Source organism: Pseudoalteromonas sp. XI10, from assembly GCF_001469895.1.
Lineage (GTDB): Bacteria > Pseudomonadota > Gammaproteobacteria > Enterobacterales > Alteromonadaceae > Pseudoalteromonas.
In genome coordinates, this window is record NZ_LOPY01000052.1 from 1 (window position 1) to 21,100 (window position 21,100).

17 protein-coding genes and 1 rRNA gene are annotated in these 21,100 nt (G+C 42.9%); 11 read left to right on the plus strand and 7 right to left on the minus strand.

Annotation, left to right across the window (positions count from 1 at the left end):
- Nucleotides 1-153 precede the first annotated feature (153 nt).
- A 5S ribosomal RNA gene (gene rrf, locus AUR67_RS15835) occupies nt 154-268 on the plus strand.
- Nucleotides 269-773: 505 nt separating this feature from the next.
- Here rrf and AUR67_RS15840 read toward each other — a convergent pair.
- The 5 genes from AUR67_RS15840 to AUR67_RS15860 all read right to left on the minus strand — a co-directional run bounded on the left by AUR67_RS15840 (nt 774) and on the right by AUR67_RS15860 (nt 6,313).
- Nucleotides 774-1,490, minus strand: a complete 717-nt coding sequence (locus AUR67_RS15840; protein ID WP_058585990.1) for a hypothetical protein — start codon at nt 1,488-1,490, stop codon at nt 774-776.
- Nucleotides 1,491-1,580: 90 nt separating this feature from the next.
- Nucleotides 1,581-2,858 (minus strand): LysM peptidoglycan-binding domain-containing protein, encoded by a 1,278-nt coding sequence (locus AUR67_RS15845; protein WP_058585991.1) that lies wholly within the window; start codon nt 2,856-2,858, stop codon nt 1,581-1,583.
- Between the two features lie 118 nt (nt 2,859-2,976).
- Nucleotides 2,977-3,516: a hypothetical protein gene (locus tag AUR67_RS15850; protein ID WP_082665665.1), complete on the minus strand. Its 540-nt coding sequence runs from the start codon at nt 3,514-3,516 to the stop codon at nt 2,977-2,979.
- Between the two features lie 85 nt (nt 3,517-3,601).
- On the minus strand, nt 3,602-4,906 hold the full coding sequence (locus AUR67_RS15855; protein ID WP_058585992.1) for a sensor histidine kinase: 1,305 nt from the start codon (nt 4,904-4,906) through the stop codon (nt 3,602-3,604).
- 3 nt (nt 4,907-4,909) lie between these two features.
- On the minus strand, nt 4,910-6,313 hold the full coding sequence (locus AUR67_RS15860; protein ID WP_058585993.1) for a sigma-54-dependent transcriptional regulator: 1,404 nt from the start codon (nt 6,311-6,313) through the stop codon (nt 4,910-4,912).
- 230 nt (nt 6,314-6,543) lie between these two features.
- On the opposite strand from AUR67_RS15860, the gene AUR67_RS15865 reads away from it, so the two are divergent.
- The 3 genes from AUR67_RS15865 to AUR67_RS15875 are packed head-to-tail and all read left to right on the plus strand — an operon-like array spanning nt 6,544 to nt 10,908.
- Nucleotides 6,544-7,797 carry an efflux RND transporter periplasmic adaptor subunit gene (locus AUR67_RS15865; protein ID WP_058585994.1) on the plus strand — a complete coding sequence of 418 codons (1,254 nt, stop codon included), beginning with the start codon at nt 6,544-6,546 and terminating at the stop codon, nt 7,795-7,797.
- A gap of 11 nt (nt 7,798-7,808) precedes the next feature.
- Nucleotides 7,809-8,510, plus strand: coding sequence for an ABC transporter ATP-binding protein (locus AUR67_RS15870; protein WP_058585995.1), 702 nt, complete (start codon nt 7,809-7,811; stop codon nt 8,508-8,510).
- Nucleotide 8,511: 1 nt separating this feature from the next.
- Nucleotides 8,512-10,908 (plus strand): ABC transporter permease, encoded by a 2,397-nt coding sequence (locus AUR67_RS15875; protein ID WP_058585996.1) that lies wholly within the window; start codon nt 8,512-8,514, stop codon nt 10,906-10,908.
- Nucleotides 10,909-11,023: 115 nt separating this feature from the next.
- On the opposite strand, the gene AUR67_RS15880 is transcribed toward AUR67_RS15875, so the two are convergent.
- Nucleotides 11,024-11,551 (minus strand): sugar O-acetyltransferase, encoded by a 528-nt coding sequence (locus tag AUR67_RS15880; protein WP_058585997.1) that lies wholly within the window; start codon nt 11,549-11,551, stop codon nt 11,024-11,026.
- 155 nt (nt 11,552-11,706) lie between these two features.
- On the opposite strand from AUR67_RS15880, the gene AUR67_RS15885 reads away from it, so the two are divergent.
- The 4 genes from AUR67_RS15885 (at nt 11,707) to AUR67_RS15900 (ending at nt 17,398) form a co-directional block, all read left to right on the plus strand.
- Nucleotides 11,707-12,477: a DeoR/GlpR family DNA-binding transcription regulator gene (locus AUR67_RS15885; RefSeq protein ID WP_054552250.1), complete on the plus strand. Its 771-nt coding sequence runs from the start codon at nt 11,707-11,709 to the stop codon at nt 12,475-12,477.
- Between the two features lie 95 nt (nt 12,478-12,572).
- Nucleotides 12,573-14,393, plus strand: coding sequence for a glutamine--fructose-6-phosphate transaminase (isomerizing) (gene glmS, locus AUR67_RS15890; protein ID WP_058585998.1), 1,821 nt, complete (start codon nt 12,573-12,575; stop codon nt 14,391-14,393).
- A gap of 130 nt (nt 14,394-14,523) precedes the next feature.
- Nucleotides 14,524-16,110 carry an N-acyl-D-amino-acid deacylase family protein gene (locus tag AUR67_RS15895; protein ID WP_058585999.1) on the plus strand — a complete coding sequence of 529 codons (1,587 nt, stop codon included), beginning with the start codon at nt 14,524-14,526 and terminating at the stop codon, nt 16,108-16,110.
- Between the two features lie 169 nt (nt 16,111-16,279).
- Nucleotides 16,280-17,398 (plus strand): alpha/beta hydrolase, encoded by a 1,119-nt coding sequence (locus AUR67_RS15900; RefSeq protein WP_152996541.1) that lies wholly within the window; start codon nt 16,280-16,282, stop codon nt 17,396-17,398.
- An 18-nt stretch (nt 17,399-17,416) separates the two neighbouring features.
- Here AUR67_RS15900 and AUR67_RS15905 read toward each other — a convergent pair whose 3' ends face one another.
- Nucleotides 17,417-18,565, minus strand: a complete 1,149-nt coding sequence (locus tag AUR67_RS15905) for a serine hydrolase domain-containing protein (protein WP_058586001.1) — start codon at nt 18,563-18,565, stop codon at nt 17,417-17,419.
- A 404-nt stretch (nt 18,566-18,969) separates the two neighbouring features.
- Between AUR67_RS15905 and AUR67_RS15910 the strand changes: the two genes are divergently transcribed.
- The 3 genes from AUR67_RS15910 to AUR67_RS15920 are packed head-to-tail and all read left to right on the plus strand — an operon-like array spanning nt 18,970 to nt 21,085.
- Nucleotides 18,970-20,121 (plus strand): RNA ligase RtcB family protein, encoded by a 1,152-nt coding sequence (locus AUR67_RS15910; protein WP_058586002.1) that lies wholly within the window; start codon nt 18,970-18,972, stop codon nt 20,119-20,121.
- A complete protein-coding gene (prfH, locus tag AUR67_RS15915) occupies nt 20,118-20,756 on the plus strand; it encodes a peptide chain release factor H (RefSeq protein ID WP_058586003.1) in 639 nt (212 codons plus the stop codon). The genes AUR67_RS15910 and prfH overlap by 4 nt, the downstream gene beginning before the upstream one ends.
- Before the next feature lie 8 nt (nt 20,757-20,764).
- Entirely contained in the window at nt 20,765-21,085 is a 321-nt protein-coding gene (locus AUR67_RS15920; RefSeq protein WP_058586004.1) for a low molecular weight protein tyrosine phosphatase family protein, read from the plus strand.
- Nucleotides 21,086-21,100: the final 15 nt, after the last annotated feature.

Here is a 21,100-nt window from a genome sequence, read left to right on the forward strand (position 1 = left end):
TACTAATTACCCGTGAGGCTTAACCATACAACGCCAAACGCGTTTTATGACAGCGTAACAGACAGAAGTTAAGACACTAAAGTAGACAATTACTTGATATCAGAATTCCAGATTTATTAATTTGCTCAAAAGAGCGAATTAAAACCCAATTTGCTTGGTGACAATAGCGTTTTGGACCCACCTGACCCCATGCCGAACTCAGTAGTGAAACGAAACAGCGCCGATGATAGTGTAGCAGCTGCTATGTGAAAGTAGGTCATCGCCAGGCTCCAAATAAGAGAAAGCCCGATTCGAAAGAGTCGGGCTTTTTTGCGTTTTGAGCTGTCCACATAACGTGCCCTATTCAATCTTGAGGTAGGTTGGGTAGAGCGCAGCGAAACCCAACATGAGTTAGCGAGTTGCTAGTTAGCAAGGGTAAAGTTGAACTGTTGGGTTGTTTAGTACAGAGTCACCCTCAGCAACAACCCCCGTAGGAGGCATTTCAGTGCCGAATTCAGACCATAACAAACACATTCATGGCTAAAGCCATTCCTACAAGTACACTTTGCCTAGAGCCTAGAGCCTAGAGCCTAGAGCCTAGAGCCTAGAGCCTAGAGCCTAGGGCCTAGAGCCTTCGGTAGATTAAAGACGCAGCAACAAACACCCACACCACGCGGCTGAAAGCTGATAGCTCTGTGTTGGGTTTCGCTCCGCTCTACCCAACCTACGGCAGATTTCCAAACTTTACTCTTGCAACTTTCCCCTTGCTAACTTTACTCTCGCAACTCGCTAACTCACTCACACTGCTGTATTTCTCTTACATCGCCGCGGCCATCGCTTAGATAGCATTGTTCTAGCAACGAGCAGTAGCAGATCTCAGTTTTAATATTAAAGCGTTGGTCATTTACCTTGTCCCACTGAGTTGCATTAAAGCCTGTTTTCTTAAAACCAAAAAGGTTAAGTTCAGCGCCTGAGGCTAATAATCGATTATTACTAACGCCGGTATACAACCAACCAAATTTTTCAAAGAAATTGATCTCTGGTGATTCATTTTGCAACTTATTTAATTGCTCTTGGTAAGCATAGATGTCAAAGCAGCAGTCTTTTATTACTTTAAATATCTCTGTATACGACTTTTCATCGTGGAAGAATTTTACGTATTTAATAATGGCTGGGCCTGATCCTGAATTTTTAATGTTGATAGTGATTTCTTCATAATTTTTTTCTTCATTGAAATTCCCCGTCATCACTTCGAGCCATGGCCAGGTTGCGGCTTTTACTTGTCGTTCTGCGGCGCTGGCTTGCAAGTAAGTGGCATAAAAGGAGGCCGCGGAGATAATAATGGCACAGAGTGCGAGAAATAGGTTTAGCCGCTCGTTGGTAAACCATGCCTTGCGCTGATTGCTGTCTGGTTGAGTGTTTTGCTGGGTGGTCTTTGTTTGCTCTTCAACGTTAGAGTCTTGCTCTGTTTTAACGGTTGAACAGCTTGCGTCCTGTTGCTGATTATCCATGATTTTTAATTGTTGTTTTTTAGACTAATAAAGATACAACTTTAATTGGATAGATAAAAGAGACAGGGAGTAAAACTCCCTGATTCGGTATTAACTATTTGAGATAAATACGGTGAGCTTTTCACCCACTCTTAAGCTATCTCTTGAAAGGTTATTCCATTGTTTAAGTTTAGTGATACTGACTTTGTATTGCTTTGCTATCTTCCAAAGGCTGTCGCCAGATTTCACCTTATACTCGATTTGTTGATCAGCCAATTGCGGCAATATCAGTTTTTGACCAATACGAATGGTGTTTGTTTTTAGGTTATTGAAGGTTTTCAGCTGGCTAACTGTTACTTTATAGTTCTTTGCAATCACACTTAAGCTATCACCGCGCTTTACTGTGTAATGTTGCCACTGGCTATAATCATTGCTTTTTTGGTTAGCTAATAGAGTTCGATAACTTGCCTGCTGATCTTTGGGAACCACAATATGTGGCGCATCAATCACTGCTGGGTATCGGATAACGCCATGGTTTAGCTCTTCAAGCTCTTGCCATTTCGCTTTGTCTGCCAAGATCACTGCACCAGTTACTGGTAAGGTCGCAATAGCCTGCTCATTCTTAATGGCAGGGAATATCATTTTTTGGTGCTTTAATAATTGTGCTGCGGCCAGTAACTTAGGCACGTATTGTTTGGTTTGAGATGGTAGCTTTAAGCTAAAGAAGTCCGTCGACTTACCTTGTTTTTTATTACGAGCAATTGCCTTTAATACACGCCCTTCACCAATATTGTAGGCGGCAATAGCATGATACCAATCGCCATCAAAGCGTTTATAAAGGTATTCCATAAAATCCAAAGCTGCGCGGGTGCTGTCGATCACATCTTGGCGACCATCATACCAAGGGGTAATTTTTACTTTGAAGTATTTGGCGATTGAGGGGGTGAGTTGCCATAAACCCGATGCATGTTTGTGCGAATAGGCACTGGCATCAAAATCGCTCTCTATAAGCGGCATTAGAGCGAGTTCTATTGGTAAGTCACGGTTTTCTACTTCTGTAACGATATGATACAAATACGGCGCTGCACGGCGGCTTATTTCTTCCATGTAATTAGGATGAGTAAGGTACCAAGCAATGCGCTTTTGCACATCTGGGTGACTTGAATCGCTAAACTGTAGTTGAATGCGAATACGCTGCCATACGTCATCAAGTTCACTTGGTTTGAGCGGTGTCACCGCGTCTACTTGTGCTTTTTTAGCTTCTGCAACCACAGTGCCTGGATTGGCTTTGATGATGGGCTTCTTTTCGGGAAGTGACTCAGGGGCAGTCTGACAGCCTGTTACAATAAAAGAAACAACAACAAGGCGTAAAAATCGATTTAAAAACACGTATTAAAATACTCCGTTAACTTAGGTGCGGGTAAACTAAAGCGCCTAAGCTTAACATAGGGTGAGCTAAAAATGACCATTAGATTAACAGCTCGCTAACTTACTCACCCAATTGAAATTAAAACGAAATACTAACTTGTAACCCAGCATAACCATGGTTTTGTGCTTCCCAATAGCGGCTGTCTATTTCTCGGGCTCTGGCATAGATCTCTATTCTGAATGGCTTTGAATCCACGCCCATGCCCACACCAACATAGCCATCAATATTATTGTGGTCGTCATCATAGCGGTCGCTGTAGTCGTGGTCATCGCGGTCGTCGTATACAGCAAGCTCAATTAAATCTAAGCCCACTTCGCCATAGACAAAAAAGTCACTGAAATAACCAAATTTGATGCCGCTATCTAAGGTTAGAAATGTCTCCCGATCACCTTTTTTAGTAAATACTTCTGCTGAGCCTAGTGCCGTTGTAAATGCTGCGCCGAAATTACTGTAGTTATTTTTAGCCATAAATTCGATGCCGGCTGAGGTGATTGAATCAGTACTATTATGCTCTGATTTAACAAACAGGTTCATATCTGGGCTGTCATAAATACCAGCAAAGCTTTTTGTAGGAATAAAGGCAAGTGATGAAAACAGTGCTAAGGCGAGATACTTCATATTGGTTAGTCCATTAAACGTTAATAGGTACATGATACCAAACAGCGCCTTAGCAAATTGTAAGTAATTGTTCTAACTATGTAAGCTAACCGAATACGCAGCGAAAGCAGGCTCCTTGCTGGCGTTTGATATAAACCAGATCGCCGCCATGATTGAGCATGATCTGGCGCGATAAACTTAAGCCTATTCCTGAGCCTTGTTGCTTGGTAGTAAAAAATGGCACAAAAATCATCTCGATTACATGATCGCTGATACCTGTACCATTGTCGCTGACCTCTAAATACAGTTGCTGATTAGCATTTTGTGCAATGCTTACTTCAATGCACTTTGCTGACTTTGGAGTATTTAACTGCTTTAGTACATCAAGGGCATTTGTAAGCAGGTTTATTATTACTTGTTCAACTTGGCCTCTATCTATCATTACTAGCTGTTGGCTTTGCACCGATAAATTCAACGTAATATTAAGTTGCTTAGCCTGTTGTGAGTGCAGAGCGACAACTTGCTTGGCAAGATCGGCCAGAATATGTGGCTGTAAGTGTGGGGCAGGTAAGCTACTAACCTTTTTAAATTGCGCTATAAACTCGCCTAAATGCTCGGTTCGTGATGCGAGTGTTGTAAGGGCGAGTTGCAAGTCTTGTTTATCTTCCTGATCATCAAAACTAAGCTCATTTGGTAGCAGCGCCGTACAAGTTTGTGCTAAAGAAGAGAGTGGCGTAATCGAATTAGCAATTTCATGAGTCAGTACTCTAGTGAGGCGTTTATAAGCTTGTTGCTCTTTTAATTGCAGCTGATCATGAATAGATTGCAAACTGATCACTTTACGAACTTTACCTTGGATTTCGGCAATACTGATCTGCACAGATAACGTATCGTGCTGCTCGCCATTTTGCCATGGCACGGTATTACGGCTATTTTGTTTTGCGTCTTGGACTAGGTTGGCTATTACACCTAAATCATCGATGTGCTTTACAGCTTGTCCAAGTAAACGACTGACCGCCGGGTTACTTTCAATAATATTGCCTTGTTCATCACATACTAATACCGCTAAATCTATATGAATTAATAGCGCTTGTAAGAACTGGGCTTGTTGCTCTGCATTAAAACGCGCAGCCTGAATTTGTTGTTTAACCTGCTCAAATTGCTGCTGCATAGGGTGTTGGTCGCCAAAGCCTAATGTGCTGTCTCCATTCGCTAAAGCACGAAACACCATATCTGCACGCCTTGTTTGGCGTTTAAATAAATTAAAAATTTGCGCGGCACATACCAAATTTAAAATTACTAAAAGTGCCGAAATTGCAGAAAACCCGCTTTGTTCCACTTGCCAAAACAAAGCAATTGATAAACCTATTAATGCAGCTAATAGGCTGGCTAAGCTAATAAAATTTCGCATCGATTAAAGTCCGTATTTTTCTAAACGACGATACATGGCTCCGCGTGTTAGGCCGAGTGCTTTAGCTGCATGACTCACGTTCCCTTGAAAATGCTTTAAAGCTGCACGAACGGTTCTCTGCTCGATGATTTCGAGATCAAAAGTGTCGTAGTCAGTGGCGCTTGTAGGGAGCTCACTTGTGCTAACAGCTGCACTTGGTGAGCTTATCACTGAGCTTATATCGAGCTCTGAGCCTTCAGAGAGGATGACTGCTCGCTCAATTGCATGGGCAAGTTCACGGACATTGCCTGGCCAATGATACTGACTTAAACGTGTCATATCAGATGCCGCAATCGAGAGCTCACGTTTGTATTTATGTGCAAAGTGCTGCAAGTAGTAGTTACACAGTAATGGAATGTCTTCACTGCGCTCACGCAGAGCTGGCAAACGGATCTCTACGGTATTAACACGGTACAGTAAGTCTTGCCTAAACTTGCCTTCAGTAACTGCTTGTTCGAGGTTTTCATTGGTTGCACAAATCAAACGAATATCAATATCGATGACTTTTGAACCACCAACCGGTGTTATTTGCCTGTTTTGTAGTGCTGCGAGCAGTTTAACTTGTTGGTTAAGCGGTAAATTACCTAGCTCATCTAAAAATAAACTACCACCATGGGCCAGCTCAAATCGGCCTATGCGATCTTCTTTCGCGCCAGTAAACGCCCCTTTTTTATGGCCAAATAGTTCGCTTTCAAACAGGCTTTCGGCCAGTGAGCCCATGTCTAGGCTTATGAAGGGTTGGCTTTGGCGCTGGCTTGCATTGTGGATTGCATGTGCGGTGAGTTCTTTACCGGTGCCACTTTCGCCACTAATCAATATGTTGGCATCTGTGTTGGCTGCTTTGTCGATCACCGAAAAAACCTGCTGCATGGCATCACTTTGGCCTAAAAACTCAAATGGTTGATTGCCGATTGACTGCTGCAAGGCCTGCTTTTGTTTTGTGAGCTTACCAACTTGCTGTTTGTCTTTAGCGTGTGAAAATGCCGCTGCAACAGCACCGAGTAATTGCTCATTTTGCCAAGGTTTGGCAATAAAGTCAGAGGCACCAGCTTTAATTGCTTCGACAGCTAGCTGAATATCGCTGTAGGCCGTCATAAGCAGTACCGCAATGTTAGCGTCTTGGCTCATGATTTTTTTTAGCCAGTAGAATCCTTCTTTGCCACTAATTGAGTCTTGCGTGAAGTTCATATCGAGTAACACAACATCTATGGCCTGATCCGCCTCGTGCTGTGCGTTAATGATACCTTCGATATCAAAGGGGTTATCTGTGGTTTTTACAACCTGATAATGCTGCTTTAAAAGTAATCGTGCGGCGATAAGTACGTCGGGGTTATCATCGACGATAAGAATTGATCCTGCTTGTTTCATAGCTATTTATTATTATTCCTTTATGGGAACACTAAGACTAATTGAAAATAGTAAGAGTGTCCATTTATGGACGATATATGGGTTTTGAAGTGTTCTATAAGCGGACACTTGATTATATACACGCTTGTTGGTTTTTGTATAAGTTGTTGTAATTTAATGAAAATAAAAGTTGGCACAAGAGTTGTTTTATCTATAGGTAATTAGCATCTAGATAACTTAAAGGCGTCAACATGGATAAGAAAATTACACGCTCAAATAACAAAGCACTTTTTAAGAAATCAGTAATAGCAGCTGCATGCTTAGCTGTTGCGGCTGCAGCTTATGGTTTCACGCAAACTGAGCAAACAGGTCGTAGTCAGCAAGTAACCGCAACAAGCTTAACGATTAGCACAGTACAACAAGGTGAATTTGTTGATGCTTTAAGTCTTCGTGGTCAGGTTATGCCTCGCACGACTATTTACCTCGACACCATTGCCGGAGGCCAAGTCGAAGAGCGACTTGTTGAGCAAGGTGAGTTTGTTAAAAAAGGCCAACCACTTGTGCGTTTAAGCAATACTAATTTGCAGCTTGATGTAATGAGCCGTGAAGCACAGGTGACTGAGCAGCTTAACTTTTTACGTAACACGCAAATGAATATGGAAACCAGCCGTTTAAACTTACGCCGTGATTTGCTTGAAATCGATCTTAAAATTACGCATTTATCGCGTCGCTTAAAACAAACTCAGCCGCTAGTGAAAACGGGTGTGTTAGCACAAGAGCAATTATCTGAAATTCAAGAAGACTTAGCGTATTACAAAGCTCGAAAAGAACTAACCCTTGAGCGTCAAAAGCAAGAAAACAGCATTCGTGAAGTTCAGGTAGCTCAGTTAAAAGACAGTGCCGACATGTTAGAGAAAAACCTTCAGTTTGCGCGTAAGAACCTTGAAAACTTACTCGTAACAGCACCTGCCGATGGTTATTTAAGTGAACTTGATGTTGAAATTGGTGAATCAAAAGGCCGTGGTGCTCGCCTAGGGCAGATTGATATTCCTAATGAATACAAGCTAGTTGTGAGACTAGATGAGTTTTACCTGAGCCAAGTTCAAACAGGTATGCAAGTGCTTATTGAACACGAGCAAGGCGAAATTGCGGCAACAGTTAGCAAAATTGATAGCCGTGTTCAGCAATCACAGTTTCAGGTTGAGGTCGATTTACCCAATGGCACGAGCAACATAAAGCGTGGGCAAAGCCTTGATGTGCAGCTGATGCTAGGTGATAGCAAAGGCACTGCTTTATTACTTGAACGCGGCGCATTTTTTACCAGCTCAGGGGGTAACTGGGTTTATGTCATGGAAAAAGATGGCAATCGTGCAGTACGAAAAGACATTCGTCTTGGCAAAAAGAATCAAAACTATTATGAAGTGTTAAGTGGCCTAAGCGCCGGAGATCGCGTGATCACCTCTAGCTACAGCAACTTTGATAAAGCACAACAACTACAATTTTAAGGATAAAAACAATGATTAAATTAACTAACTTATCACGCGTATTCCGTACTCAAGATGTTGAAACAACAGCGCTTAATAACATTAACTTACAGGTAAACGAAGGCGAGTTTCTTGCCATTATGGGGCCTTCTGGCTGCGGTAAATCAACATTACTCTCTATTTTAGGTATGTTGGATTCGCCATCAGCAGGTAGTTTTGAATTTTTAGGCCAAGACATAGCAGGGTTTGGTGAAAAACAATTAGCAACACTTAGAAAAGCGTCAATTGGTTTTGTTTTCCAAAGCTTTAACTTAATTGATGAATTAACAGTATTTGAAAACGTTGAGCTGCCATTACAGTATCAAAATATCTCAAAAAGTGAACGTAAACAGCGAGTAGAAGAAATTTTAAAACGTGTTGCAATCGACCATAGAGCAGATCACTTACCGCAGCAGCTATCAGGCGGTCAGCAGCAACGTGTAGCAGTAGCCAGAGCACTGGTGATTAATCCAAAACTTATCTTAGCGGATGAGCCTACGGGTAACCTTGATTCAAAAAATGGTGATGAAGTCATGGCGATGCTGCGTGAGCTAAATCGCGAAGGTACCACGGTAATTGTGGTTACTCACTCAGAAAAAGAAGGCAATTATGCTGACCGTTTAGTGCGCTTACTAGATGGCCAAGTGATGGTAGATAAAGCTAACCGTGCTCAACAAACAGCAGAGGTGGCATAACATGATTTTAAGTTATCTGATCACCGCGCTGCGTGCGTTTAAAAACCAAAAACAGCACTTTATTTTAAATGTTCTGGGTTTAAGTGTGGGCTTAGCTGCGGCAATTCTAGTTGCTTTGTTTGCAAAAAATGAGCTTTCGTACGATAGCCAACAGCCACATGCTGAGCGTGTTTATCGCGTTGGACAAGACTTCTCAAAACTTGGTTTAGCTGTGGTGCCTATTTTTAATTATGCACAGTCAAAGCAGGCCGAAGATTACAGCCAAGTTGAAGAAGTGTTCGGATTAACTATGGTCGAGTTGACTCGTGAAGCCATGGTTGATGTGAGTTACCGCAACCAAGGCTATAAGTTAAATGCCTTATATGGTGCAACAGCAAATATTGAAAACTTTATTGCTATGAAGACGATTGCGGGTGACTTAACAACAGCAATGAGTACTCCAGACAGTCTAGCTTTAAGTGAATCAGAAGCACTGCGCATTTTTGGTCGCACCGATGTGATAGGTGAAACACTTACGCATGAACAAGGACAGTACACAGTTCGTGCCGTGTTTGCAGATTTACCAGACAACACTCACTTTGCCTTTAAAAATCTTGTTTATGTTAAGCATGATCCAAGCGAAATAGATATCAACAGTAGTTATGTTTATATGCGTGTAGCTGAGGGCACCGATACCGATGCATTAGCTAAAACCTTAACAGAGCGCTTTTTTAGCGGTTCTATGTTGGAGCAAGTTAGTTTAGAGCTGCATCCATTACTTGATTTGCACCTAACGGCAAAATCACCTTTTGAGATGAAAGCGGGTGGTGCTAAACAAGTGGTGATGATCTGTGTTGGTTTAAGCGTGTTACTTATTCTTATTGCAGGTTTTAACTTTATTAATATGACCGTCGCTCAATCGACGAAACGTGCAAAAGAAGTGGGTGTGCGTAAAGCGCTTGGCGCAAGTAAAGGCCAGTTAGTAACGCAGTTTTTATCTGAATCTGTGTTGGTATCAATGCTTTCAATGGTGATTGCATGTGCTTTAGTGGAGCTATTTTTACCAAGCTTTAACCAACTAGTAGACCGCGAATTGGTCGTGAATTATGCCTCTGAATTTGGCATTGCAATTATTGTGGTCGCAATTGCTGTGGGCATATTAGCTGGGCTTTATCCTGCATTCTTTATTTCGTCATTCAGCGCAAAACGCGTTTTAAGTGGAGACTTACAACGTGGTAATACTGCAATATGGGTTCGTAAGAGCTTACTAACCTTACAGGCCTCACTAGCAATAGGTTTAATCATTGCCTCTATTACCTTGTTAAAGCAACTAACTTACTTACAAAGCTTACCTTTAGGCTACGAAACGACACAAAGATTGGTTATTTCAGAGCTACCTGTAGGCGAAGTATTCACAAAAGAAAAAAATGCCTTAGTTAACCGTATTAGTGCAATTCAAGGCGTACAGCAAACAACAGTGATTGATACCCGTTTAACCGTTTCAATCAATAACACACTTATGCCAACGTGGCCAAATGGTGAAGCGTCTGGCAGCTTAACGCCTGTTGTTGGCGCAAGCTACGATGTTGTAAAAACACTAGGATTAAAACTGGTTGCTGGCCGTGACTTTAGCCGTGAATTTGCTGGTGATTGGGCAAGCCGTGAAAATGGAGTAACAAGTACGGGTACCATTGTGACTGAATCTGTCGCAAGGCAAGCGGGCTACACAAACATGAGCGACATTATCGGTAAGGTAATTAAAGACTCGGCTCGTGGCGTAGATATGCGTGTTGTGGGTGTGGTTGAAGATGTAAAAGTAGGTAATGCTAAAGATGCCAACTCAAATATTATGTTCTTATGTGGCTTTAACTTTTTATCACCTGTATCAGAATTAATTTTAACGATTGATCAGCAAAACTTGCCTTACATTAAAGCTCAGATCGCTGAAGTATTAGCAAGCTCAGCCAATATCTATGAGCCAAAAATTAACTTACTCGCAGACAACTATAAAACTCTGTTAAAAGGTGATGAGCGAATTTCGAATGTGGTTTTAATCTTTACCGGTCTTGCAGTGTTCTTAACTTGTTTAGGTACATTTGGTTTGGCTTCGTTTGCAACAGTGCGTCGTCAAAAAGAAGTGGCCGTTCGAAAAGTGCTAGGAGCATCACGCATCAGTATCGTAAATATCATTGCTAAAGAGTTCTTAGTGCTGGTAGCGGTAAGTATTGCTATTGCGTATCCAGTGACTTACTTGTTAGTTGGTGATTGGTTAGCAAACTTTAATGACCGCATTGAACAAGCTGTATGGGTGTATTTAGTTGCCGCCGTCGCGGTGGCCGCCATTACTTGGGTTACCGTTGCAAGCTTAGCCTTTAAGGCCGCAAGCACCAGACCATCGCTTATTTTACGATATGAATAACAGTAACTAACTCCCAACTATAAGCCCAGCAATACAGCTGGGCTTTTTTAGTTTTAAATGAGTCGCCATAAATGACGATCTACGTAGGACGTGCTTTAGCGCGTTGGTATGAGAGTTAAAGGTCTTTGACCTTCACCGCGGGGTTACCCGCAACTAGGGTATTTGCCGCGACATCTTTGGTAACTATTGCCCCTGCACCAATCACGGCATTATCAGCAACTTTAATACCCGCAAGTATAATAGCGCCTGCACCAATCCATACATTGTTTCCAATGCTAATCGGTGCTGCAAAATTAGCTTTTGCTAAACGCTCGGTTGGGTTTACTGCATGCGATACGGCGAGTATTTGCACATTAGGGCCTATTAAGCAGTCATCGCCTATCGTAATTTGCGCATCAGTTAGCGGCGCATCGAGTACAGTACAGTTAATATTTATGAAGGTTCGATCACCTATTTTAATACCACTGCCATAATCACAATGAAAACCCGCTTCTATAACAACCTGCTCGCCACAGTGAGCAAACATGCTTTTTAGTCGTTTTAAATTGCCTTTACTCGGGCTTTTTGCAAATAAACGGCAAATTTCATGAGTATTTTTTCGTTGTTCGAGTAAGGGCTTATCGAGGCTATTAAACTCTTTCATGGGGCATGTTCATGGTTATATTTGCCAATAGCTTAGCGTGTTGGTGATGAAGATCAAAATTAAAGCTGTGTAGGTTAACGATCATTCACTTGCCATTTATATTGTTTCGTTTAAAATCTCATAACTTTCGAAACGAAACTTACGTGGTTCACTTTATGACAAAACGAAACACTCAACAACGTCGCCATACTATCTTAAGCCAAGTGAATGAACTTGGTGAAGTTGCTGTTGAAGCGTTAGCAGAGCAGTTTCAAACCTCTGAAGTGACGATACGTAAAGATCTGACAGCCCTTGAAAAAAGTGGCTTGTTACTACGCCGTTACGGTGGCGCTATTGCATTGCCGCAAGAAATCGTTGCAAATAGCAACGAGAAAAGCGACTCGCTTCGCAAAATGGCAATCGCACAGGCGGCTGCAAAGCTTATTAAAGATCATAACCGCATCATCATTGATAGCGGCCGAACTACAGCGGCGATGATCCCTGAGCTTGCAAGTAAGCGCGGTTTAGTGGTGATGACAAATGCTATTAATGTCGCTAACCGACTGCTTTCATTAGAAAATGAGCCAACACTTTTGATGACCGGCGGAACTTGGGATCCACACTCAGAATCGTTTCAGGGCCAAGTTGCTGAGAATGTTCTACGCTCTTACGACTTTGACCAACTCTTTATTGGTGCCGATGGCATTGATATTGATAGAGGTACTACAACCTTCAATGAATTAGTTGGGCTCAGCCAAGTGATGGCTGAAGCTGCCCGAGAGGTAGTGGTGCTGGTTGAGTCAGAAAAAATTGGCCGAAGAATACCAAATTTAGAACTGCCTTGGCAGCGTGTTACCACAGTTATCACAGACAACAACCTAAGCGCAGATAAGCGCGAGGCGATAACAGCATGTGGTGTACAGCTGATCTGTGCAGAAATTGAATAACCCGTAATAAGACCGACAACACCTTATTACGCATCATTTATGACAACACATCTCGCCCAAAGTAAAACACTTTGGCATGTGCAAAAGGAGAGATTATGTGTGGAATCGTAGGGGCTGTTGCAGAACGCCCAGTAAATAAAATTCTTGTTGAAGGCCTAAAGCGCCTTGAATACCGTGGCTATGACTCGGCAGGTGTGGCTTTACTTAAAGGTACTGAGCTTAACACTGTAAAAGCAGTAGGTAAGGTTGCTAACCTTGAAGCGGCACTGAATGAAGCCGCTGTTAAAGGCACTACCGGTATCGCACATACACGCTGGGCTACCCATGGTGGCGTAACTGAAGCGAATGCTCACCCACATGTTTCGAATAGCGAAATTGCCCTTGTTCATAACGGTATTATCGAAAATCATGCCAGCCTACGCGATGCGCTTAAAGGCGACGGTTATGAGTTTTTATCAGAAACAGATACTGAAGTCATGGTGCACCTTATTCACCAACTTCGCCAACAGCACGATACACTTTTAGCTGCTGTACAAGCTGCTGTTAAGCAGTTTGAAGGTGCATTTGGTACAGTTGTTTTTGATAAAGCGAACGATAACGAAATCATTGTAGCGCGCTCAGGTAGCCCACTGGTGATTGGTTTAGGTCTTGGTGAGAACTTTATTGCCTCTGACCAACTTGCTCTATTACCTGTTACTCGTAGTTTTATTTACCTTGAAGAAGGTGATGTTGCTCGTATTACCCGTGACAGTGTTGAAATCTTTGATGCAAATGGCGATGCAGTCGAGCGCGAAGTGATTGAATCAAACATTACGCAAGATGCATCAGGTAAAGGCGAATATCGTCACTACATGCTGAAAGAAATTTACGAACAGCCACTTGCTGTGCGTAACACCCTTGATGGCCGGCTAGTTAATGACACTGTCGCGATTGATGCCTTTGGCGAAAGCGCTCAGCAAATCTTTAAAGACGTAAAACACGTGCAAATTATTGCCTGTGGTACTTCATACCACTCAGGTATGGTTGCTCGTTACTGGCTTGAACAGTTTGCTGGTGTGAGCTGTAACGTCGAGATTGCTTCTGAGTTCCGTTACCGCGAATCATTTGTACATGAAAACAGCTTACTTGTGACCATTTCACAGTCTGGTGAAACAGCTGATACGCTTGCTGCACTTCGTCTTGCAAAACAGCAAGGTTACATGGCGTCAATGACCATTTGTAATGTACCGGGTTCATCACTAGTACGTGAATCTGATTTAGCCTTTATGACTAAAGCCGGCGCTGAAATTGGTGTTGCATCAACGAAAGCCTTCACCACACAACTTGTTGGCTTACTAATGCTAACAGCATCGATTGCCCAAGAAAAAGGCCTAGAGCAAGGTGCGATTGTAAATGCAATTAAAACACTTCCTAACAAGTTAGAAGAAGCATTATTGCTTGCAGAAGGGATTGAAGATTTAGCTGAAGAGTTTGCTGATAAGCACCATTCACTATTCTTAGGTCGTGGTTCACAATACCCAATCGCGATGGAAGGTGCACTTAAGCTGAAAGAAATTTCATACATTCACGCCGAAGCATACGCAGCGGGTGAGCTTAAGCATGGCCCTCTTGCGTTGATTGATGCCGACATGCCAATCATTGTTGTGGCACCAAACAATGAGCTACTTGAAAAGCTTAAATCAAATGTAGAAGAAGTACGTGCCCGTGGCGGTATTATCTATGTATTCGCAGACAAAGACTCAGCGTTTGAATCTGACGAAACAATGCGTGTAATCAATGTAAACCATGTCGATGACGTGATTGCTCCTGTTGTATATACAATTCCGTTACAGCTGCTTTCATACTATGTTGCGGTTATTAAAGGCACCGACGTAGACCAACCTCGAAACCTAGCAAAATCGGTAACGGTTGAATAAGTTAAAGCATCAAGAGCCGGCTAATTAGCCGGCTTTTTTGTGCCTGTAATTTGCTTAATTACTGTTCACTGATGCAATTTGTATTGCAATTGATTAGGATGGTTAAACACTCAGGCTAAGGATAATAACAATGAAAAAGCGCAGTGTTTTAACCTCAATAGGATTGACTGTATTAGTGCTCAGCTTAGGGATTGCTTATGGGCAATCTTTTGATCTCATCATCAAAAACGCGATGTTGCTCGATGGTCGTGGCGGCAAAGCGGTTCACGCAGATGTTGGTATTGAAAGCGGCAAGATCACTAAAATTGGTGATATGGCGGCTGACAAAGCTCAACAAGTTATAGATGCCAATGGCAAGGTTGTAGCGCCGGGCTTTATCGATTTACATTCCCATGCTGAGCGCTCAATTGCAGAGCAGCCTCGGCTTGATAATTTAGTGCAGCAGGGTATCACCACTATTTTGGGCGGTAACTGTGGTTTTTCTCCTGTCGACTTTAAGCAATTTTTTGCGCAAACCGAGCGCTCACCTCTAGGGCCTAACTTAGCTTTATTAATTGGCCATAATGATGTTCGTAAAGCTGTTATGGGTGAAGATCAACGACTTGCTACTGCTGATGAGTTAAAAGCAATGCAAGCACTGGTCGATAAAGCGATGCAGCAGGGGGCGTTTGGTTTATCGACTGGGCTTAAATATGTTCCAGGTGTGTACTCAAACTTTGCTGAAGTAAAGGTGCTTGCCGAAACCGCTCATGCTCAGCATGGATTTTTTGCCTCTCATATGCGGGATGAAGGCGCAGAGATTGTCATGGCGATGAATGAAGTGCTAGATGTTGCAAAAGAGACCGGTATTCCTGTGCATATCTCTCATCATAAGCTGATTGGCCATCCAAATTGGGGCGAGAGTAAGCACACTATTCAGATGATTCGTGATGCTCGCAAAGCGGGTTTAGATGTCACCCTCGATCAGTATCCTTACACGGCTTCTTCTACGCGATTTGCTATATTATTTCCTGCATGGTCATTGGCTGGTGGCCAAGCTGAAGTTGAAAAGCGTCTACAAGATCCAGAGTTAAGGCAAAAAATAAAACAAGGCTTGATCAAAAATATCCGTGAAGATAGAGGCGGTGGTGACCCCGCAAGGCTGCAAATAGCGCATTATACGGCAAACCCTGCATGGGATGGGCTAACCTTTGCTGAAGTATTAAAACGTGAAGGGCGAGCGCAAAGTATTGATGAAGCCGCTGAACTTGCCATGGAAATTCAAGCAAATGGCGGTGCTCAGGGGATCTTCCACGCTATTAATGAAGATGATGTTAAGTACATCATGGCTTACCCAATTACCGCAATTGCCACCGATGCGGGTGGTTCAGAACTTGGTAAAGGCAACCCCCATCCAAGAGGATACGGCACCTTCCCCAGAGTACTTGGTCATTATGTGCGTGAACAAGGGGTGATTTCGTTACCGGATGCAATACGTAAAATGACCAGCTTACCTGCAGCAAGAATGGGCCTAACTGACCGAGGAGTGATAGCACAAGGCTATGCTGCTGACATCGTCATACTCGACCCTGAGACGGTTGCTGATAAATCAACGTTTAGCGCACCTCATCAGTACGCAGAAGGAATTCAATACGTCATTATTAACGGCTTAGTCATTAAATCACCGGATGGCATGACGGGTAAAAGCGCCGGGCAAATATTGCGTCATACGCTTTAGTAAGAGAATGACTTACATGTACTTTTTTACGAAAAAAGTACATAAGTTATCTTTGTTTGTACCTGCAATTCTGTTAGCTTAAAAAATTACCAATATTTCTTAAGGATAAGTCGTGCGACTATTTAAGTTACTCTGTATTAGTGGTTTTTTACTCTGTACTAATCATGTAATGGCTCAACCAGATGCAGATGATGCGGTTACAAATTACAGCCAACATACGCATACTATCGAATCAAGTAATCTTAGTGAGCAACGCACTGTCGTTGTGCAATTGCCAAAAAGCTATCAAACACATCCAAACAAAAGGTATCCCGTTATTTACCGTTTAGATGGGGCCGGTAATTTACCATTGATTAATGCTGTGCTTGAACGCTTACAAGAAAATGATCAAGCGCCAGAAGTGATTGTAGTTGCAATTGAAAGCACTAATCGACTTAGAGATTTTTATCCGACAGTGAACAAAGAACCACAAGGGCCTGTTGGCGAAGGCGGTGGTGCAGCAAAGTTTTTAGCTTTCGTAGAGCAAGAACTGATGCCTTTGGTTAATAAACAGTATCGTACTCATGATTATAGAGTTATTGCCGGAGCCTCAGCTGCGGGTGTATTTGCTCTTTATGCTATGCAGGCTGACCCTGAGTTATTTCAAGCGCACATTGCTTATAGCCCTGCGGTATGGTGGAACTATGGCGCCCCGGCTAAAAGTCTAAATACCTTTGTTACTAAAGCCAAAAGCATTAACAGCTATGTATATATGAATATCGGCGAAGAAGCCGGCATTATGCGCGAAAGATACGATGATATGCAGCAAACAGTGCAAAATAGTAAGGTGCAAAATTTGCGCTTTAAGAGCGATGCCTTTGCAGGCGTTTCGCATAACCTAACCTCAGCCGCTGGGGCATTTAATGCGTACCATGGCTTATTTTTATCTAAACATATGCCTCTGAGTGCACTAGGCGATGATGTTTCATCAATTGATGTTTATTATCAACGTTTATCTCAGCAATGGGGCGAGCAAATAGCGCCACCAGACCGCGCTGTTCGGATGCTGGGTTACAGCTTAACGGATAACCAGCAATTTGAGCGGGCTATTGAGGTGTTTAAGTACAATATCAAAAACTACCCAAAATCAGCGTATGCACTGTCAGCTTTGTCATATGGCTATGAAATGCAAGGTAATACTCGCCAAGCATTAGTTCAAATCGAGGCTGCAATCGCTGTTGCAGATGACTCGTATCCCTACCCTGATTACTTAAAAGAGACAAAAACGAGGTTACAAGGGCAGCTATAGTTAAGCTGCCTTAAACAATCAATGGTCTTGGTGATAATAGCTCAGGGTTTGTAGGGCAAGCGCAAATACATCTGCGCTGTTATCACCATTGACGTTTTTAACTACAGTCACCGCGCGTTGATGATCAACACACATAATGGTCATGGTAATGCCACCCATACTACCGCCAGAGTGCATCACAGCATGTGGCATGTCGGCCATCAATGCTTGTAGTTCAGTATTATGTTGGTATTTTTCTCTTTGCTGATAGTTTTTGAAACCTGTCATCCAACCAATACCAAAATTGACCTGTTCACCATTATTGAGTTTGGCAGGGGTAAACATTTCATCCACTGTGTTTGCTTTTAGATAATTGCCCTGCGTGTGAGCTACTGCAAACTTGACGATATCACTTGGTGTTGCAATAAAGCCACCACCTGCCCATTTATAGCTGTGATCGGTCTGCGGTGAGTTAATTAAACGGCCCTGATCAACGCTATAAGGTCTTGCTCGATGTGGGATCAGAGTAAACTGCTCATCAAAATGTGTGTCGTTTAACTTAAGTGGCGCGAAGACTTCTTGTTCGATAATTTGTCGAAAGTTTCGTTTCGGATCAGCGCCTTCCATCGCAGCGCTAACTAATGTCCAAGCGAATGTTGAATACTGCTGTTTGGTGCCCGGCTCAAACAGTAGGGGATCATCTTTAAACATGGCTAAAGCGCTATCAATATCGCCATACCATTTGTTGAGTAAAAACTCATTGGCGCCTTTTTTGTAATGGCGGATCCCTGCGGTATGTGACGCGAGTTGACGGAGTGTTAAAGTTGCGTGTTTCTCTGGCCAGTTAGTTACATAGTTGGTTACAGGTTTGTCTAAGTTAATCAATCCCTTGTCGTAAAGGCGCATCATAGCAGCTGTAGCAATAAGTTTAGAAACACTGCCAATGCGAACTTTATGCTCTGGACTCATCAAAACTTGGTTTTCTATATCGGCAAAACCATAACCCTTTGCCGCGATTATTCCTGATTTATCGGCCACTGCGACAGTAATGCCTGGTACTGTTTTCGCACTCACCGCCGATTGAAAGGCGGCATCAATCGCTTGTGGTAGTTCAGCTGCGCTAGTGACATGGGCAGCAATCAACAGTGGTAGGCTGATGAGTGAACGAGCTATACGGTGTTTGAGCATGGCGGCATCCTTTTTGAGTAACCTTGCAGTTACTCTTGTTATTATTTTGAAGGCATTTTTAGATTGCTCAAATTTTCTCTAGATGACAACCCATAGGCGCTTAATTGCACATTTTTCACGTTGTGATGAACATTTAAAAAGGGCGTAAATAACAACGATTGATTATTTTTTAGTTGCTTTCACTTTTTAAGGTGTTTACAATCGCCGCGATTTTAACCATTCACACACTGTAGAGGAGTAAACAATATGACTTATACAACTTGTTCCTTTGCAGGTCGTTTTCTTGCCTAGCTCGAAGCTATTTCTTTATTAGCTTTTCAAAGCTAAGCCTGATCAATTAATCAAAGACCTGCCAAATCATTTTTCGTTAGCATTTTTCTATTGCAGAGAAAGGAATTGGTATTATGGGCAAGTCCGTCCAAAAACTTACTGATAACGTTAGCCTTATTGCGTCTAAAGAGTCGTGGATTGAAGGGCTAGCAATACAACAATTAATTAAAACTTCTGAATTACCTGGTATGCACGCTGTAGCGGGTATGCCCGATTTACACCCAGGTCGAGGTTACCCCATTGGGGCAGCCTTTTTTACAGAAGGTAGAATTTACCCCGCTTTAGTGGGGAATGATATTGGCTGCGGTATGTCGCTTTGGCAAACCAATACTAAGTTAGCCAAGTTAAATGTAGATAAGCTCGCAAAACGCCTAAGCGATGTTGAACAGCCGCTAGGTGAAAGTTGGCACACATTGATTAGCGAGCGAAAACATGAGCTAGCTATCACACAAACTGGTTTTGATAGCGCCCTTGGCACCATAGGTGGTGGCAATCATTTCGCTGAATTCCAGGCGATTGAAGAGGTGTTTGATCAACAAGCCTTGCTTGCTTTAGGTCTACAACCTAAACAACTGCAGCTATTGGTGCACTCTGGCTCTAGAGGCTTAGGGCAAGCTATTTTGGTTAAGCATATTGCAGAGCATAACCATGATGGCCTGGAGGTCGTGAGTGATGCCTTTACAGGTTATATGGCCAAACATGACGAAGCACTGCGTTGGGCACAGTTAAACCGAGAACTGATCGCACGGCGTTTTTTACAAGCTATTCGCGCTGGTGGCGAACAGGTTTTAGATGTAAATCATAACCTTGTAAGTCAATCACAGATTGCAGGACAAGCAGGCTGGTTACATCGAAAAGGCGCAACACCCAGCGATCAAGGGGCTGTGATGATCCCGGGCTCTCGCGGTGATTACAGTTACTTAGTTAAGCCAACGGCTGAGCAAAACGTAAACTTACGCTCCCTTGCACATGGCGCTGGTCGCAAATGGAAGCGAGGAGAATGCCAAGGCCGTTTGAGTCACAAGTTTAAAAAGGAAGATTTATATCGCACTGCGTTTGGTAGCAGGGTGATCTGTAATGATAAAACGCTGCTTTATGATGAAGCACCACAAGCTTACAAAGACTGCCAAACAGTTATTGATGACCTTGTTGATGCTGGGCTGGTTACTGTAATTGCCAAATTAAAGCCTGTGCTTACCTTTAAAACACAAGGAACGTGCGGATGATCTTAGTGCAATTATCGTCAGGGGCGGGTCCTTTAGAGTGCTGTAAAGCGGTGGCAATGGCTGTTAAGCGCCTTGAGGGTGATGCTAAAGCGTTAGCTATTAAGGTGAATACTCTTGCAGTAGAGCAAGCTGAGCTTTCAGGCTGCTACAAATCGGTATTGCTTGAATTAACAGGCGCTGAGCCGCAAATTTTAAAACAGTTTGCGCAGCAATGGCATGGCTCGATGTTGTGGGTTTGTCAAAGCCCATTCAGAGCAAGGCATAAGCGTAAAAACTGGTACTTTGGCGGTCAAATATTTGAAATAGCAGAGCAAAAATTTGATAGCGAGATCCGCTTTCAGCAATGCCGCGCGAGTGGCGCGGGAGGCCAACATGTAAACACCACTGATTCGGCTGTTCGTGCTACCCATGTTGCGACAGGAATTACTGTTCGCGTAGAGACTGAACGAAGTCAGCATGCGAATAAGCGTTTAGCCCGAGCTTTGCTAATGCAAAAACTGGCAGAGCAAGCTCAGCAGGCTGCAAGCCAGCAGCAAAAGTCGCGGTGGCAACAACACAATGAGCTGCAACGGGGTAATCCGATTCGTACGTTTAAGGGCCCTGAATTTAGCCAGACTCACAAAGGAAAAGGTTAGCAAATAACATGGAAAGATTACTGTTTATATGTAGCCGTAACCAATGGCGTAGCCCAACGGCAGAAAAGGTATTCAACCAATACAATGGCATTAAAGCCCGCTCTGCAGGTACAAGCCCACGAGCAAGGCACACGGTAACAACTGCTGATATTAATTGGGCAGATATAATTTTTGTAATGGAACATAAGCATAAACAACGCCTTAAAGCGCAGTTTAGCCGTTTATTACAATACAAGCCGATTCAGGTACTCGATATACCCGACGAGTACCAATATATGGATGAGGCACTCATTGAAACTTTAGTTGATGTCGTAAATCAATACTTGTAGAAAAACAGATACAGT